The 16,117-nt window shown below is 44.5% G+C and carries 14 protein-coding genes; 5 read left to right on the forward strand and 9 right to left on the reverse strand.

Annotated features, from left to right (window positions below; all coding sequences use genetic code 11):
• The first annotated feature begins 55 nt into the window (after positions 1-55).
• Together IJ23_RS15365 and IJ23_RS15370 are read left to right on the forward strand one after the other, a co-directional pair.
• A complete protein-coding gene (locus IJ23_RS15365) occupies positions 56-1,237 on the forward strand; it encodes an MFS transporter (RefSeq protein ID WP_005375129.1) in 1,182 nt (393 codons plus the stop codon).
• 207 nt (positions 1,238-1,444) lie between these two features.
• A complete protein-coding gene (locus tag IJ23_RS15370; RefSeq protein ID WP_025768568.1) occupies positions 1,445-1,726 on the forward strand; it encodes a YrhK family protein in 282 nt (93 codons plus the stop codon).
• Positions 1,727-1,848: 122 nt separating this feature from the next.
• On the opposite strand, the gene IJ23_RS15375 is transcribed toward IJ23_RS15370, so the two are convergent.
• From IJ23_RS15375 to deoD, 9 genes are all read right to left on the reverse strand, one after another.
• Positions 1,849-2,688: an energy-coupling factor transporter transmembrane component T family protein gene (locus tag IJ23_RS15375; RefSeq protein ID WP_033906719.1), complete on the reverse strand. Its 840-nt coding sequence runs from the start codon at positions 2,686-2,688 to the stop codon at positions 1,849-1,851.
• Complete coding sequence (locus IJ23_RS15380) at positions 2,685-4,424, reverse strand: ABC transporter ATP-binding protein (protein WP_033906720.1); 1,740 nt, start codon at positions 4,422-4,424, stop codon at positions 2,685-2,687. Before IJ23_RS15380 ends, IJ23_RS15375 begins: the two co-directional genes overlap by 4 nt.
• A gap of 6 nt (positions 4,425-4,430) precedes the next feature.
• On the reverse strand, positions 4,431-4,979 hold the full coding sequence (locus tag IJ23_RS15385; protein ID WP_005375133.1) for an ECF-type riboflavin transporter substrate-binding protein: 549 nt from the start codon (positions 4,977-4,979) through the stop codon (positions 4,431-4,433).
• 335 nt (positions 4,980-5,314) lie between these two features.
• Positions 5,315-6,445 carry an HlyD family secretion protein gene (locus tag IJ23_RS15390; RefSeq protein WP_033906721.1) on the reverse strand — a complete coding sequence of 377 codons (1,131 nt, stop codon included), beginning with the start codon at positions 6,443-6,445 and terminating at the stop codon, positions 5,315-5,317.
• The gene (locus IJ23_RS15395) at positions 6,445-6,825 is read right to left on the reverse strand and encodes a DUF3302 domain-containing protein (protein ID WP_005375135.1); all 381 of its coding nucleotides are present in this window, start codon (positions 6,823-6,825) and stop codon (positions 6,445-6,447) included. The genes IJ23_RS15390 and IJ23_RS15395 overlap by 1 nt, the downstream gene beginning before the upstream one ends.
• 245 nt (positions 6,826-7,070) lie before the next feature.
• Entirely contained in the window at positions 7,071-8,654 is a 1,584-nt protein-coding gene (locus IJ23_RS15400; protein WP_033906722.1) for a GGDEF domain-containing protein, read from the reverse strand.
• The gene (locus IJ23_RS15405) at positions 8,638-10,122 is read right to left on the reverse strand and encodes a hypothetical protein (RefSeq protein WP_005375137.1); all 1,485 of its coding nucleotides are present in this window, start codon (positions 10,120-10,122) and stop codon (positions 8,638-8,640) included. Before IJ23_RS15405 ends, IJ23_RS15400 begins: the two co-directional genes overlap by 17 nt.
• A 166-nt stretch (positions 10,123-10,288) precedes the next feature.
• Positions 10,289-11,758 carry a hypothetical protein gene (locus IJ23_RS15410; protein WP_005375138.1) on the reverse strand — a complete coding sequence of 490 codons (1,470 nt, stop codon included), beginning with the start codon at positions 11,756-11,758 and terminating at the stop codon, positions 10,289-10,291.
• A 70-nt stretch (positions 11,759-11,828) separates the two neighbouring features.
• A complete protein-coding gene (gene deoD / locus IJ23_RS15415) occupies positions 11,829-12,539 on the reverse strand; it encodes a purine-nucleoside phosphorylase (RefSeq protein ID WP_005375140.1) in 711 nt (236 codons plus the stop codon).
• 398 nt (positions 12,540-12,937) lie between these two features.
• On the opposite strand from deoD, the gene IJ23_RS15420 reads away from it, so the two are divergent.
• From IJ23_RS15420 to phrB, 3 genes are read left to right on the forward strand one after another with little or no spacing between them, the layout of a single operon-like run.
• Positions 12,938-13,888 (forward strand): YbgA family protein, encoded by a 951-nt coding sequence (locus IJ23_RS15420; protein ID WP_005383935.1) that lies wholly within the window; start codon positions 12,938-12,940, stop codon positions 13,886-13,888.
• The gene (locus tag IJ23_RS15425) at positions 13,878-14,678 is read left to right on the forward strand and encodes a MerR family transcriptional regulator (protein WP_033906723.1); all 801 of its coding nucleotides are present in this window, start codon (positions 13,878-13,880) and stop codon (positions 14,676-14,678) included. The genes IJ23_RS15420 and IJ23_RS15425 overlap by 11 nt, the downstream gene beginning before the upstream one ends.
• 22 nt (positions 14,679-14,700) lie before the next feature.
• Entirely contained in the window at positions 14,701-16,116 is a 1,416-nt protein-coding gene (gene phrB / locus IJ23_RS15430; protein WP_033906725.1) for a deoxyribodipyrimidine photo-lyase, read from the forward strand.
• Position 16,117: the final 1 nt, after the last annotated feature.

Genomic DNA, 16,117 nt, shown 5'->3' on the forward strand with positions numbered 1-16,117 from the left:
GCGAATTTGTTACATTTAAAGCTATGATGATGCCTTCATATTTAAAGGAAACATCATGACTACCTCATCGCACGGCTGGAGAACGCCGCAAAATTTCCTCCTGTTAATTTCCATTATCGTGCCCATTGCTTTTTCTACCTGGATGGCGTTGTTGAACAACTTTGTTATCGAGAAAGCAAACTTTGATGGTGCCGACATAGGCTTATTGCAAAGTGTGCGTGAAATTCCGGGTTTTTTGGCCTTTACCGCCGTGTTTGTATTGCTGTTTATCCGAGAGCAACGCTTTATGCTCGTCTCTTTGGCGATGCTTACGCTTGGTACGGCATTAACAGGTTATTTTCCCACTTTGTACGGTCTACTTTTTACAACCTTGTTAATGTCCACCGGCTTCCATTACTTTGAAACACTCAAGCAGTCTTTGTCTTTACAATGGCTATCTAAAGAAGAAGCGCCAGAAATGCTGGGTAAGTTTATTTCTGTTGGAGCTTTGGCTTCTCTGTTTACCTACGGCGCCATTTGGGTTTCGCTCGAACAGCTCAAACTTGATTTTAAAACGGTCTATTTAATGGCTGGTGGTTTAGGTTTTGTGCTCATTTTGGTGATGGCATTTGCCTTCCCACAATTTAAGACAAAAGTGCCTCAGAACAAGAAGCTCATCCTGCGTAAACGTTACTGGTTATACTATGCGCTTACGTTTATGAGTGGAGCACGCCGTCAAATTTTTACGGTGTTCGCTGGTTTCTTGATGGTAGAAAAGTTTGGTTACTCCGCCGCAGATATTACGTTGTTGTTCCTGATTAACTATGTCTTTAACTTCTTGTTTGCGAAGCGAATAGGCCGTTTTATCGGCGTTGTTGGTGAGCGCAAAGCGTTGATGTTTGAATACGTCGGTTTGATCTTCGTGTTCGTCGGGTACGGTTTGGTACAAACGGCTGAGTGGGCGGCAGCATTGTATGTTGTCGATCATTTATTTTTCGCGTTAGCGCTTGCGATTAAAACCTACTTCCAGAAAATTGCCGACCCAGCAGATATGGCGTCGACCGCAGGCGTTGCGTTTACGATTAACCATATTGCTGCAGTTGTAATACCTGTTACGTTTGGTGTCATCTGGCTTGTTTCACCTGCGAGCGTATTTTACATCGGCGCTGGTATGGCAGCAGTGAGCTTGCTGTTGTCACTCAATATTCCAGCGAAGCCGGAAGAAGGCAACGAAACTCGCTTGTTGAAGTGGAGTTAAGTTGGTACTCACTATCTAATCATTAAAGCGAATACCTGTAATTAGACTCGCTGAAAAGGGTGCTTATGCGCCCTTTTCTTTTGATTGCAAATAGATAATCCCCCCCAATGGTTGTCAATGCATGCCACGTCCGTTAGGGTTTAGAACTAAGTATTTCGAAATAACTTGGGCATAACTGACGCGAAACAATAAGAGGGGAGCTATACAGTGCAGATACATGGCAGAGAGTTGGATTTAGATCTAGGAAGCCGTCACATCGTTATTCAGCGCCGCTATGAGGCGTTAGGTGCTGCAAACGACCTACTCATTGCTATTTGGTTTTTAATTGGTAGCTTTTTCTTTTTGAATGATTCGTTGATTGAAAGTGGTACTTGGCTTTTCATTGTAGGCAGTGCGCAGTTGATCATTAAGCCCCTGATAAAACTGATGAGTTTAGTTCATGTTGGTCGTTTGAATAAGCAACTTTCTGGCACATCAGCGAGCCGCTGAAATTACCGCTTCTTTTGAATACTTGCAAGCAAGAAGCCAACAGGCGAGTTATCGAGGGGAAAGACGGAAGATAACGTGGTCACAACACTAACCACGTTATGTTCAGTTTGAAGCTTCAGAATTTAAAACGGATACCAGAACAGTTGTGTGTCCATCACACGCTTGCTGATCGCAGCAATCACTATCACCGCAATCCCAGCCATGCAGATCATATCGGCTTTGGTCAGTGGTTTTAAGCTGTACCAAGTGCGAGAGGAGTGGCGGCCAAAACCACGTAGCGTCATCGCGTTTGAGATTTGATCGGCTCTGTCTAAACTAGAGAAAATCAGAGGTCCAAGAATCTTCGCGACGTTCTTCATACGGGTGAACAACGGAGCCTTCTTGCTCAGTTCTACTCCGCGTGCTTGTTGCGCGTGCATGATGTTAACAAAGTCCTTTTTCACTTCCGGCAAGTAGCGCAGCGTTAAGCTTACGGCATAGGCGATTTTGTAAGGTACACCCAAGCGGTTCAAGCTGGCTGAGAACTCCGTCGGGTGAGTGGTAAATACAAACACCAACGCGATTGGAAACATGCTGAAGTATTTCAACGTCACTGTTACTAGGTAAAACAACGTCTCTTGAGTGAGCGAGTAATTACCGGGTAACGAGAGTAAAACCGTTGATGAGCCCATGAACTCAGTACCTTGTTGCGGTGCTAACGCGAACATAAACAGGGCATTGATCAGCAATACCGTGCCTGTACCGAATAACAGCGGTTTGTAGACATGAAAGGGCACTTTGGTCATTTTCAATAAGCCTACACCAAGCACGATCAACAGCGCGATGATTCGCAAGTCAAATGTGGTCAACACCACCGTTACCCAAGCAATGAAAAGCAAGAACTTAGTAATGCCATTCAACTTATGAAGTGGTGATTGGGTATCGATGTAGTTGATACCAAACTTCATCTTATTGTCTTTCATGCCACAGCTTTCTCTGGTTGGTTTACGTCGTCGCTTTTTTGTTGGCGGTGCGCTTTTTCTACATTGATAAAGTGCTGCATAAAGCCATTGGTGTCTTCGATGCCAACTTTCGTAGCCAACTCAAACAGACTTGTTGTGGTGAGGTTTGCTTGGTCTAGTAGCTCTGGACTGCTGAATACCTGCGTCATTGGTGCATCCGCGATTAATTTACTGTCTGCAATCACGATAGAGCGCGTGGTGTATTCCAGCACTAAATGCATGTCATGAGAGATGATCATCACGGTTACGCCCAACTCGCGATTGAGCTTTTCGATGAAACTCAGCATAGACGTGTAGTTTCGATAGTCCTGACCTGCCGTCGGTTCATCAAGGATCAGAAGCTCAGGTTCCAATACCAAAATTGACGCAATGGTTACGCGCTTTTTCTGGCCGTAGCTCAATGCTTCGATTGGCCAGTGACGGTATTTGCTCAAACCGCACAGCTCAAGGACTTCAAGTACTTTAGCTTCGATTTGTTTCTCTTCAACGCCACGATTACGGAGGCCGAAGGCCACTTCGTCGAAAATCATGTGATGGGAAATCATGTGATTCGGGTTTTGCATCACCACACCCACTTTCTGGCTACGCTCGAAGATGGTCAGTTCGTTAAGATCTTGACCATTCATGCTCATTGAGCCGCTATCCGCTTCAATAACGCCCATAATCAGTTTGGTGATGGTCGATTTACCCGAGCCATTTTTGCCAAGTACAGAGACAAACTCGCCACGTTTGATGTCAAAACTCACGTCTTCTAACGCGTTTTTCTCACCGTCGTAAGAATAGGTGAGGCCACGGACTTCAAGCAAAATCTCGGCTGGCGTTTTGGGCGGTTGTGCTTTTGAACCATCAAACCATGCTTGTACTGCCGGTTTATATTGCTCCAACGGTAAGGTAGTTAAGCTAGAAGGTTTTGCATCGCCCTCAATCGCGCAGCCTGCTTCTTTCAGTGCTGAAATATAAAGCGGTTCACGGATGCCGTAATCTTCTAGCAGAGGCGACGCTAAAATTTCATCTGGCGTTGTATCGGCAATGATTTTGCCGCTTTCCATCAAGATAATACGGTCAACTGAGCAATGCAGAACGTCTTCAAGACGATGCTCAATGATTACGATGGTTTTGCCCGTTTCGCGGTGTAGATCATCGATGATCTCGATGGTTTTTTTACCCGTTTTAGGGTCAAGCGCAGCTAGTGGTTCATCAAACAAAAGGATATCGACATCATCGACGAGAATGCCCGCCAAAGAAACACGCTGTTTCTGCCCGCCAGATAAATCGTGGGGTGAGCGTTCTAGCATCTGTTCCAAGTCGACCATTTTGGCCGTGGCTTTGACCAATGGGTACATGTCGATATTTGAAGTTAGCTGGTTCTCCAGCGCAAATGCGATGTCTTCGCCAATGCTCAAGCCGACAAATTGGCTGTCCGTATCTTGCAGTACGGTGCCAACTTGCTCAGTGTATTGGTGCATGTCGAAAGGGGCGGTGTCTTGACCATTGATGGTCAATGTTCCACTGGTTTCCCCTTTGATTGCGTGTGGGATCAGTCCGTTAAGACATTGCCCAAGGGTAGATTTACCACTACCACTTGGACCGATAATGACGATTTTCTCTCCTTTCTCTATCCTTAGATTGATATTTTTTAGCGTCGGTTTGTCCAGCGACTCATATCTAAAAGAGAAGTTAGAAAATTCGATTGTCATTCGACATTAAGCCTCTGTTAAGTTACGGCTTTGCTTGTTACGTTTAGCGACAGACTTAAGAATGAAGAAGCCAACAATAGCAATAAGAATGGTGTTACCGATCGCGATAATAGAAAGCTGGGTAAACACTTTAGTGAACGGTTCTGCGTATAAAATCGTGTCGAGGAATGCAGAGCAACCGTAACCAAATACGTTGCCTAATAGCGCAAGTACTACGAATAACGCGAAGTCTTTCATATTGAAATCACCTTTCTCCAAACGGTAGCGCGTTAGAGAAGGGAATAGACCGATAATCAAACCAACAATACCTGAACCAAGTACCCAAGTGAGCCATACGCCCCAACCTGCAAATAGGTCAGTAACCCAGTGACCAATAAAACCAACCAAGAAGCCAACAAGTGGTCCAAATAGTACTGAGAACAATGCTAATACTGCCATTGCTGGTTTTAGCGTTGTGTTTGCAAACACAGGGATGCCAAACATAGGTAAGCCACCGATACCGTAAAGAGCAGCACCGATTGCAATAACCACAACAGTTTTAGCGGAAAGATTCATAGATAACCTCAGTTCAATAGTCGATTTTAAAGAACGTTCATTTATATTGTTGGAAAGCGTTAGTTATTTGATTGTGTAACATATATTCAAAACAACCAAGCTGCTTATTGTTTGCTCTATTTTTCTTCAGGAAATGTGTGATTTGATTCACGCATCCCTTTGACTGGCTTTGGTTTTAGCAAGCATTAAAAATAAGGCGCGCATTATACAGAATATTAATAAAAGTGGGAATGCTATCTATCTGGATGGCTAGAATGAATCAGGGGCTGATCGTCAGCCCCTGATTACACGGTTTGATGTTATTTTTACCAATAAATGAATGCGCTATATGTTCATTAATGGTCGAGGTATAAATAGTTCTGCCAGCTCTTCATACGAATAAGCACTTTGCGCATCACTGATACGTGAGTAAAGCTGTCTGAATAAACTGCAACTTCAACCGCAGTACCCATTGGTAGGTGGTATCCACTCAAGTCGTCGGTAATTTTCAGCTTCGCAAAAACACGTCCGCTCGTGCGCAAGGCATCAGTCCCAAGCAGAGCGCCTCGCGCTTGAATTTGGCTTTCACCAATGGCTGGAATCACGTCAATGACTTCGCCACGGAACACTTTGCCCGGAATTGCGCGGAACATAAATTCTGCTTCAAAGCCTGGCTTCAAGCGTTGTAATGAGTTCTGTCTGAATGCCGCGGTGTACGTAATGTCTTCGGTATGTACGAAGGTCATTGCCGGGGCAAGTGGCAACGGCACAGCCATAACACCAGGACGCAAAGCCAATTGCGTAACGTAACCATCGGTTGGCGCACGAACGACGGTTTGCCCTAGGTTAAACTCTGCTTTACGCAGCTCGGCAAGAAGTTGCGCGACTTGGGTATTTTCGCCTCCGATTTCAGAGTCCAGAGCGATTTGAGCTTGTTCTTGTTGCAAAATCGCAACGTCTAACATGGCTTCTGCCGCTTTATACGCTTGGCGTCGAGTATCCAAATCTTGTTCAGTAAACGCGCCACGATCAAAGCCCCTTTGATATCGGCTAAATTCCCTTTGTGCTTTATCTCTGTCCGCTTGCGCTTTCAATACAGCAGCTTCTGCCTCTCTTAGATCAGACTCTAAGCCCAACGCACCTTGGCTTGCTTCTTTGACTTTCGCTTCCAGGCGAGCAACTTCTGCTTCAAAAGGCACAGGATCGATTTTGAAAAGAATATCGCCCGTTTTGAGCGGTTGGTTGGCCTGGACTGGCACTTCCACCACGCGGCCACGCACGCCAGAGACGATAGGCGTAGTCGGGAACACTTGGTTACCCAATTGAGTAAATGGGTGGTTGTAGTTCATAAGCAGCACGAGTGTGCCCACTAACACTACGCCGCCAAGTACGGCGGTTGGAACGGTCCATTTGTTTAGAGGAATATTGAAAATTTTAAAAATGGCAATACAAAGAGCTGCGTAAGTCAGAATCAGCAATAAGTCCATTATTCGTCCTCTTTACTTTGTTCAGGCAAAGGCTTTTGCTGAATCTTTTGTTGTTTCAACATCGATACTTCGTTTTTGAGTTCGTTGACTTCATCGATGAGTTCTTCAAGGCGGTGATGAATGTCGTGTGTTTCTTGTTCTAGTTGTTTAAAACCCCAGCCGCGTTCCTTGCGCCATAATGTTGCCCAGATCCATAAAAATGGCCACAGCGCATGCAAAGTGAAAAGGCTGACCCAGCCAGCGTAGTGAATTGCGTCTTGGTGCGGGTGCTCTCTCTCTTTGGCGATTTCATATGGAATATCATGGATGACAATGATTCCGTAAAAGATCACTAAAGCAACGAAGATGAGTAACCCAAGTGCAAAATAGTCTAGAAACATCTTACCTACCTGTGCTTATTGCGAAATGGAAAATCTACGTAAATTAACAATTTAAGTATTTGTCTTAACTACAGATGAATCAAGCGGTTTTTATGTAGGAATTATGTTTATGCGATGTAAGTATCCACTGATGTTTATTGGCAGTTAAGGTGTTGCTGAGTACTTATTTAAACAAGCAGTGAAGTGATATAGGAAGGATAAGTAACAAGTATACTAAAGCCCCAGATATCAACCGGGGGCATGGTTTAAAGTTCGGTACAGACTTGGTTTCTGCCATTGGCTTTGGCGCGATAAAGAGCTTTGTCTGCACGATAAAAAGTTCGCTGAGTATTCTCGCCTTCTCGATGCAAGGTAATCCCTATGGATACGGTCAGCCCCCGTTCACCAAGAATATCGTCCCAACCATATTGATAAATCCGTTCACGATAATTCTCGGCATGCATTTCTGCGCGTTCCAGTTGGGTATTCTCAAGGATCACGAGGAACTCTTCACCACCAAATCGTACGCACGATGCGCCTTTAAATCTGAAGTAGGACGCCAGTTCCTGTGACACACTTTTGATCGCTTTGTCGCCCACCAAGTGGCTTAGTTCGTCATTGATGGATTTGAAGTGATCGATATCGATGACCATCAATGCAAATGCAGTATCGTGCAGAAGTAGATCTTTTAGTTTAACTTCTAACCAGCGTCGGTTGTGTAAAGACGTAAGTGGATCGGTAAAGACGTCCTGCTGTAGCTGAGCAACAGTATTTTTATGCTGCTTGGTGGTTTCTTTTAGTTCTTTGTTTTCTAGCTCTGACAAAATGAGTTTGAGTTGTAACTCAAAGCGTGAAAGTCGGCGTAGTTGAGCAGACCCTAACTCACCGATCGGAATATGTTTTACAAGATCAGATTCGATTCTATGCGCTTTTTTTTCACAATTTAATGCTTCTTGATACAACCCTTGAGAGGCGTAAACTTGACTCATCGCGTTATAAAAATGCTGAGTAACGATAGGAGATAGCTGCTTTTGAATCCTTTTACTGATGGAGTCCAACGTTAAATTAGCTAAAGAAGTGTGCCCTACACCGTTTAGACAATACGCAGTCTCAATTTTGACCATCGTGGATAACCAGTATGTAGTGGCACTACCCGTTGTATACTGAACATTCGAAATAGCCAGCAACGCATTGGGGTAGTCTTCTTGCAGACGATGTAATTTGGCTCGGTAGAGGTGAATTTGTGCGGCGAGGTTTTTATCACTGACGAGAATGCTCAGTTCTTCACATTCACTCAGCAGCTCTTTGGCGTCTGCGGTACGGTTTAAGCTGATATAACAGGCAAGCATGTACAGCTTGTAACGAAGGCGTAGGGATCGACTGCCAATAGCGTGATCGATAGCATCTATTTTTTGATAATAACGTAATGCACGTTGGTGATCCCCATAGGCATCGCACAAATTACCCATTCCAATAATGGCCAATACGTACTCATCAATATAGCCGTACTCGACGGCGATATTGGTTGAAGCAACATACTCGGTTAATGCCGCATTGTAGTCACCTAATTCAACTAAACGCTCACTCAAGCTTGCTTTCACAGAAAGAATATCTTCCACATCTTCTGGTAAAACAAGCAACTCAAGGGCTTGTTTCAATTCACTAATGCTGTCGTTGAGCTGTTTGATCTCTCTTCGATACTCGGCGCTAATGATATAGCAATGCGCTTTATCTCGGTTTGTTGACGCAATATGTAACCCTATGTGTTCCCATAGCGTAATCGCTTCTTCACCTGAAACGGAAGAAGGATCGATACCTGCGTCAGTCACCTTGCTAAGCAGTTGTTCCATTCTTCATTACCTCAATATAACTTTCTTCGAGCTGTTCTAACGTGAATGGGAAGGTCAGGATATCTTGCAAATACAGTATCGGTTTCGGGCCTTTGATTCCGCGTCGCTTCCATGGATAGATGTCTAACATCGCTTGGACAGTGCGGTAGACCTCTTCTGCTGCTTGACCTTTTTCTGCAATTAACATTGCTAGCCTGTTACTGGAAATTCTCGAGATGAGGTCGCTGGAGGTTGTCAATGCATGAACGAGCTCGGTACAAACATCGAGAACTTCGGGGTTTGAATGCTGAATCATAATGATGGCGTGGTTAGAGCGTTTGAGCTCCGTTTTAAACAAAACTAACTGTTCCCACCAGTAGGTCTCAGAAACGACATTAGAGAACTGTTTTTCAGGGTCGTATTCGTGTTGAGAGCGAATATGATTGATCAGCTTACGTGCTCGCTGCTCTAGTTGGCGTTTAGAGCCTCTTGCTTTATCCATGCTGATTCGATGAGTTTGTTCTTTGAGCATTTTGAGTGCGTGCTTACGGTATTTCTTGAACGCGTTAAACGCAGACTCAAAGTCACCTTGTTCTTCAGCGACTCGTGATTGTTGGAAGCAAATTTGGCTGAGTAGCTCACCGTGGTCGAAACTGAGTGCAGACTCTTCTGCTGCAAGTAGCAACTTGGCAGCGCTGTCTGTATTTTGGCGCAAAAGCTCAAGTCTTGCTCGGCTAATAAAAGAGTGTGCTTTCATCCAAACAAGGTCATGCTCAATGGCGAGCTGGTGGGCTTTTTGGGTGGCTTCTTCGGCCGCATCAAGGCGTTCTAGTCCAAGCAGTGCTAACCCTTTAAAGTCCCAGATCTCGGCTTGCCACGTACTGTCATCATGATCTTTTAATACTTCGGTTGCTCCATCCAGTACCGTAAGCATCTCGACAAACTTATTTAGTAAGTAATAGTCCCAAGCTAATAGGATGCGCGCTTTGCCTTCTAACCAAGCAATACGAACATTGTTTGCCACTTTAACGGCTAACTCATGAGTTGAAGCGGCAAGTTGGTGTTCATTAGTGATGCGCCATACATTACCAAGCCCAATTAGAGATTCGATTTGAATTTCAACATCATCAACAAGAGCAGATTGTTCGAGCGCATTAATCCAATATTGTTGCGCGGAATAATACTTTGCTTGGCCCCAATATTGGAGAGCAAAAAGATGGAGAATTTCCGGGAGATGATCGTCGGTTTCAAGCTGTGTTTGTTTGCTGTAAGCGTCTTTGACGAGTTTTAAGCCTTGTCGGTAATCCATTAGGCACCAACAGCATTGCGCCATGATGAGTAAGGCTTTGATCTCTCCGTCCACAAATAAAATTTGTTCCGCGCGGATACGATATTGCTGCGCAATATTAAAGGTATGTTTAGGGGCCGATTTTATTTGGCCTTTAAGCTTAGTGAGATCATCTTCTAGCTGAATTTGGTTTTTATCCAACGTTCACATCCATGACTATCGAACTGGAAATCACACCTAATATTAAGTGGTTAGATGCATGTTTCTTTACCAAAGCGATGCGGATAACGTTTTGGTAAACGATCAGGGGCCGTAATGTATACCGTTACAACCCCTAATTACTACATCTAAATTACCAATAGAATAGCTACGATAGGAGCTGTTTGATTGTCAAAGGTGCATCAGAGACTTCTAACCTTTGTGCAGCGGTAAGACCTTGTTTATCCTGATAGCACAAATTATGCCAAGCTCTGAATATATCTAAAAGAGGTAAAATACCAGCAGGTCGTAATTTGCGACGTGGCTCGTTAATGAAGCTTTCGAAAAGAATCTGAAAGCGGTTTTGATAAAACTTCACATGACGAGTTGTCGCAACGTTAAACCATTTTTCAGGCTCATTTTGATCGCCAGCGAGGTAGCAAATGCCTTTGTGGTTTTCGTTTTGACTAGAGATTGCCCAACGATCGCGCCACCAACTCATATAGGCGATATCGACTTTGCCAAAGGGAGTGCTCATGTCCCAACTAGCGTCCTCTTCTACGTACATCAAGTCGACACTTTTCTCTTTAATACGAGGTAAACAAACGCTCAGTGCAGCTGAACGTAGTAGGGGATCTTGAGGCATGTATAGAGATACACGTTTGTTTGGGCAGCACATATCAAGTACGTGCAAATAGTGTGCATACGAGGTGTATGGCGGACGGACTAATGCCCCTTTTGAAGGGTAATGAAATACAGATAGATTACCAAGAGGGTCTTCTACGTTACCGCGAGCCAAAATTGTTTGGTATTTTTGGTCAATTCGCTCTCTGAGGTGATAAGAAGGTTCCGCAAGCGGCTCACTTGCTTCCGCTACATACTCCTGGGAAACAAAACGAGACACCTCATCGTAAGGATTATGATCGAGCGTTGCGATTGGTTCTTCATCAGCGGAATAATTGACGTGCTGGCAAAGAATATAGCCAGAATGCGCTTCGCCAGAAACAATCCAATACACACCGTTATTGCTGTTCGGTTGCAATGCAATATAGTTTGAGGCCAATTCATAATGCGTTGCGTGGTTTACCCAGCGCGCATCAATGGTTGCAAGCTTGCGGCGGCAGCGGCTAGCTATATGGTCAACATGGTCGTAAAAGGTTTTTGGGTTAATACTAAGCTTACGGCAGATTTCTCGTACGGAATATCCCGTAAACAACAAGCCCATCAAGTTCTCTTGAAACTGAAGCTTCTTGTTGGCACCAGACCACTTGTCGACAAAGGTACTTTGACACACTTTACAGCGGTAACGTTGGCGATCGCCACTGTAACCGAAAGCGTGATAGAGGTGTTTGTGAGTGTGGACAGAAAGTCCAAAGTTGTCGCAATCATCATTACGGCAAGCAGGCAACCCGTCACTGTGGACGTGCCGCAGGCGATGAAGTTCGTTCACGACATCGCGATTATTAAGTAAGGGGGGGAAAGCTCCACATTCACGGCATACCATCGCCGGACGCTTAGGGTTCGCATGTTGCAGAACGTAACGCTTTGCATCACTCAATCCAAAGTTGTCACACGCCAATGTTTTACAAAAGTTGAGTTGTAACCCATCTGCGTCTTTTGGCAGTTCGCCGTTAGACACAATCGCCCCCTCGGGATAATTCGGGCAGCCAGCATAACTCTGGCTGCAAATTATTACTTACTATTTGTTCTTAGATGTTGATTGCAGTTTCTAGTGCAACTTTCATCATGTCGTTGAACGACTTCTGACGCTCTTCTGAGCTTAGTTTTTCACCACGGATGATGTGGTCAGAAACTGTCAGGATAGTCAGTGCTTTCGCGCCTAGGTCAGCTGCTACGCCGTAGATACCAGCCGCTTCCATGTCTACACCTAGGATGCCTAGTTTTTCCATCTTCTCGAAGATGTCTGCTTCTGGTGTGTAGAACAGGTCTGCAGAGAATACGTTACCTACTTTTACAGGCACTTCCTGAGCGCGTGCTTGGTTAACTGCTTCTTCTAGAAGACCGTAATCAGCGATTGCTGCGAAATCGTGGTTGTTGAAACGGATACGGTTAACTTTAGAGTCTGTAGAAGCACCCATACCGATAACAACGTCCATTAGTTTCACGTCGTCACGTACTGCACCACAGCTACCCACACGGATAACGTTTTTCACGCCGTATTCAGCGATTAGCTCGTGTACGTAGATACAGCAAGACGGGATACCCATGCCGTGGCCCATTACAGAAACTTTTTTGCCTTTGTAAGTGCCAGTAAAGCCGAACATGTTGCGAACGTCACAAACTTGTTTCACATCTTCTAGGAACGTTTCAGCGATGTATTTAGCGCGCAACGGGTCGCCTGGCATCAGAACTGTTTCAGCGAAATCACCTGGTTGTGCGTTAATGTGTGGGGTTGCCATAAGTGCTCTCCAAAGTTTTGTTTTGATAAAACGCCTCTATTATAGAACGCTATTACCAATTCTGTTGAACTTGTTCGTTTTCGTTGAGGCAATAATATCGGGACGTACAGTAGCCCCTTGAGAGCTTAGTCACAAAAACCACGCATTTAGAAACTGCAACTCCTATTGATAACTAAATCTGTTGAAACCAAAAGAGCAATCGATTTGCTTTTGAGCAGTTTGTCGATTGCGCGCACAAATTCTTTGTTTTTGGGCCAAACTTTTTTCTGAAAGCTGGTTGATCGAAATACTTTCGAGTGAAGTAAAACGATTAAATTGTACAACTTATTTTCTTGTACAATCTGGAAAGGCTTGCTATAAGTTATACAACAAAACTTTTTGTATAGGGATGCGTCATCATGGAATCTTCAATCAAAGTAGGTATCAGTTCGTGTGTTTTGGGTGAACGAGTGCGTTTTGACTCTGGTCATAAGGTGAGCAACTTTGTGACTAAAGAGCTCAGCCCGTATTTTGACTTTGTTTCGGTATGCCCTGAAGTCGGCGTAGGTATGCCAGTACCCCGTCCAACAATTCGTCTTGTTTCTAATGAAGAGCGTGTTGCATTGGTTGAAACCAAAAATCCAGAAAATGATCATACCGACAATATGCTCACTTACTCGGCCAATAAAGTAGATGAACTTCAAAGCGAGCAGCTTTGTGGTTACATCGTTTGTGCCAAGTCACCAACTTGTGGCATGGAGCGAGTCAAGGTTTACAGCAAGAACAGTGCTGCGAAAGAAGGTGTTGGCTTGTATACACAAACATTGATGCAAAAAATGCCTTGGTTGCCTGTTGAAGAGGATGGCAGACTTAACGACCCTGTATTGAAAGAAAATTTTATTACTCGAGTATTTTGTCTAAATGACTTTTACGACTCGATGGATGGTGAGCCTACTCGTGGCAAAATCATCGACTTTCATTCGCGCTACAAACTGACGTTAATGGCACACCACCCAGAGTCATACCGCTCCCTTGGCCGCTTAGTCGCTGATGTCGCTAATTATGAAATTGAAGACTTTTACCAAGAGTATCGTTTAGGACTGATGAAGGCGTTAACGAATCGGGCTAGCCGCAAAAATAACACAAATGTGTTGATGCATTTACAAGGGTACTTCAAACGCTCATTAACCAAAGAAGAAAAAGAAGAGTTAGCGACAGTGATTCACGACTACCGTATCGGAATGCTGCCTCTGCTAGCACCACTTACATTGATTAAGCATTACTTAAATACTTACCCAGACGAGTATTTATCAAAACAGAAGTTTTTAGAACCGTATCCGCAGGAGATGAGATTACGCTATGGTTTGTAGTTCAGAAGAAAAACTATACGCGATCCGAGATGTCGCAGAAATCACGGGTGTAAAACCAGTTACGCTGAGAGCTTGGCAACGAAGATACAACTTGATCCAACCTCAGCGAACTGAAAAAGGACACAGACTCTATCGCCAGCAAGATCTCGATACGATTCGCGAAGTCCAGAGTTGGCTCGCGAAGGGGATTTCGATTGGTAAAGTGAAGGGGCTGCTAGGAAAAAGCGCCGATGTCGAAGTCAAAAACGAGGTTCGCACACTCGAAGAAGTTGAAAACATGCTGCTTGCGCTGTCTACCCTGAATCGAGGAAAAGCAGAGAGTTTACTTGCCTCTGTTCTTAAAGAGTACCCACTAAAACTCGTTATTGATCAGTTTATTAGCCCAGTATTTGATGCGCTAGATATGGTAAAAGGATCGTTGCGATCCTTGCAGGTGGGGTTATTTCAGACTTGTTTAATCACTCGACTTGCCCTTGTTATCGATTCTGAAAACAAAGCCGCTTCCAAAGGAAAGTGTCTGCTCATTAGCTTTGAACAAAACAGAGAGTCTGAGAGTTGGATTCAAGCAGCGAAACTTTGCGAACAAGGGTATCACACGACTTTGATCGATAAGGTTGATGATGTTTCTGGTCTACTAGATCACGAGGTCGTTGAAAATGGTTCGTTTATCTACCTTTTCTCCAACAAAGCGCTAGCTGCTAAACAAGTAGCGTCCATCAAAATGCTTCACGCACAACTAGGTGATCGGATGGGGTGCTCTGAAGTGATAGAGAAATTACACCTAACTTAGTAGACAAAAGATAGGAGCTACCATGATTTTAGTATGGTTTCGACGTGACTTACGTACGTTAGACCACACGGCACTCAAAGCGGCATTGGATTCAGGTCAGCCTGTCGTCGCTTGCTTTATCGCGACGCCAGAGCAGTGGCGGGAGCATCACATGGCGCCGATGCAGGCAGACCTCATTGCTCGTCGCTTAGCTTGTCTTAACGAGGAGCTTGAAAGCCTTAATATTCCCTTTTTGTACAAAGAGGTGCCGTCGTTTTCCGATTGTACAGATGTGATTAGTGGGTGGGCGGAAACACTTGAAGCCACGTCTGTCATGGCAAACATTCACTATGAGGTGAACGAACGAGAGCTCGATACACAAGTAAGTGAAGCGTTAGCTTCTCACGATATCGAATTTGAACTGTTTCATGACAAATGTGTGCACGCGCCAACGACGGTTCTTAATAAGCAAGGCGAATATTTTAAGGTGTTTACGCCATTCAAGCGTGCTTGGTTAACGCAGTTCCATATGCCGACGGTAGTAAAACCTCACGAGCAAGCGCCACTCAATAAAAAGGTACTCGAACAATTAGAGTCGGCTCGATTTAATTCAAGCTTCACATTTAGCTATCCTCGAGAATCCAGTGAAGACTGGCTGGCTTCGACTAATGATATTTTGAAGCAGCTTAGGGAATTTGCACGGGAGCGCAGTGACGCGTATCAAAGCGAGCGAGACTTTCCAGCTATTGATGGCACTAGCCAACTGTCTCCATACCTTGCGATTGGCGCGCTATCACCAAGGCAGTGTATTGCTCGTTTGTATGCTGAAAATCAACAAAATGACCTTACAGAAGGGAAAGCAACTTGGTTAAGTGAGATCATTTGGCGTGAGTTTTATCAGCACCTATTGGTTTTCGAACCAAAACTCGTCAAAGGCAAAGGATTTATCGATTGGGAGGATAAAATCCAGTGGTCCTATGATGAGAAAGCCTTTGAGCGATGGAAGACAGGAACAACAGGATACCCAATCGTTGATGCAGCAATGCGTCAGCTCAATCAAACAGGTTGGATGCACAATCGATTACGTATGATTGTCGCGAGCTTTCTTACCAAGGACTTACATATTGATTGGCGATGGGGAGAAGCGTACTTCATGAGTAAGCTGGTGGACGGCGATTTTGCAGCGAACAATGGTGGCTGGCAATGGTCTGCCTCTACGGGCTGTGACGGGCAGCCATACTTTCGTATTTTCAACCCGATAAGCCAAGGCGAAAAGTTCGATGTTAATGGTGAATTTGTGCGCCACTGGGTACCAGAAATCAAAAGTGTACCGAACAAATACATCCATAAACCTTGGACTTGGGAGGGCTTTTCTTTACTGGAATATCACAAGCCGATGGTTGATCACAAGACAGAAAGAGAGATAACCTTACAGCTCTTTAAAAGTGCCAAGGAATAGA

The organism is Vibrio sp. OY15 (assembly GCF_000742455.1).
Classification (GTDB): Bacteria; Pseudomonadota; Gammaproteobacteria; order Enterobacterales; family Vibrionaceae; genus Vibrio; species Vibrio alginolyticus.

Excerpts from the sequence above, each read along its gene's own strand:
- IJ23_RS15390 (WP_033906721.1), bottom strand. The coding sequence starts at position 6,445 with ATGGACTTATTGCTGATTCTGACTTACGCAGCTCTTTGTATTGCCATT.
- IJ23_RS15425 (WP_033906723.1), top strand. The coding sequence starts at position 13,878 with ATGGTTTGTAGTTCAGAAGAAAAACTATACGCGATCCGAGATGTCGCA.
- IJ23_RS15400 (WP_033906722.1), bottom strand. The coding sequence starts at position 8,654 with ATGGAACAACTGCTTAGCAAGGTGACTGACGCAGGTATCGATCCTTCT.
- IJ23_RS15365 (WP_005375129.1), top strand. The coding sequence starts at position 56 with ATGACTACCTCATCGCACGGCTGGAGAACGCCGCAAAATTTCCTCCTG.
- IJ23_RS15420 (WP_005383935.1), top strand. The coding sequence starts at position 12,938 with ATGGAATCTTCAATCAAAGTAGGTATCAGTTCGTGTGTTTTGGGTGAA.
- phrB (WP_033906725.1), top strand. The coding sequence starts at position 14,701 with ATGATTTTAGTATGGTTTCGACGTGACTTACGTACGTTAGACCACACG.
- IJ23_RS15380 (WP_033906720.1), bottom strand. The coding sequence starts at position 4,424 with ATGACAATCGAATTTTCTAACTTCTCTTTTAGATATGAGTCGCTGGAC.
- IJ23_RS15385 (WP_005375133.1), bottom strand. The coding sequence starts at position 4,979 with ATGAATCTTTCCGCTAAAACTGTTGTGGTTATTGCAATCGGTGCTGCT.
- IJ23_RS15395 (WP_005375135.1), bottom strand. The coding sequence starts at position 6,825 with ATGTTTCTAGACTATTTTGCACTTGGGTTACTCATCTTCGTTGCTTTA.
- deoD (WP_005375140.1), bottom strand. The coding sequence starts at position 12,539 with ATGGCAACCCCACACATTAACGCACAACCAGGTGATTTCGCTGAAACA.
- IJ23_RS15375 (WP_033906719.1), bottom strand. The coding sequence starts at position 2,688 with ATGAAAGACAATAAGATGAAGTTTGGTATCAACTACATCGATACCCAA.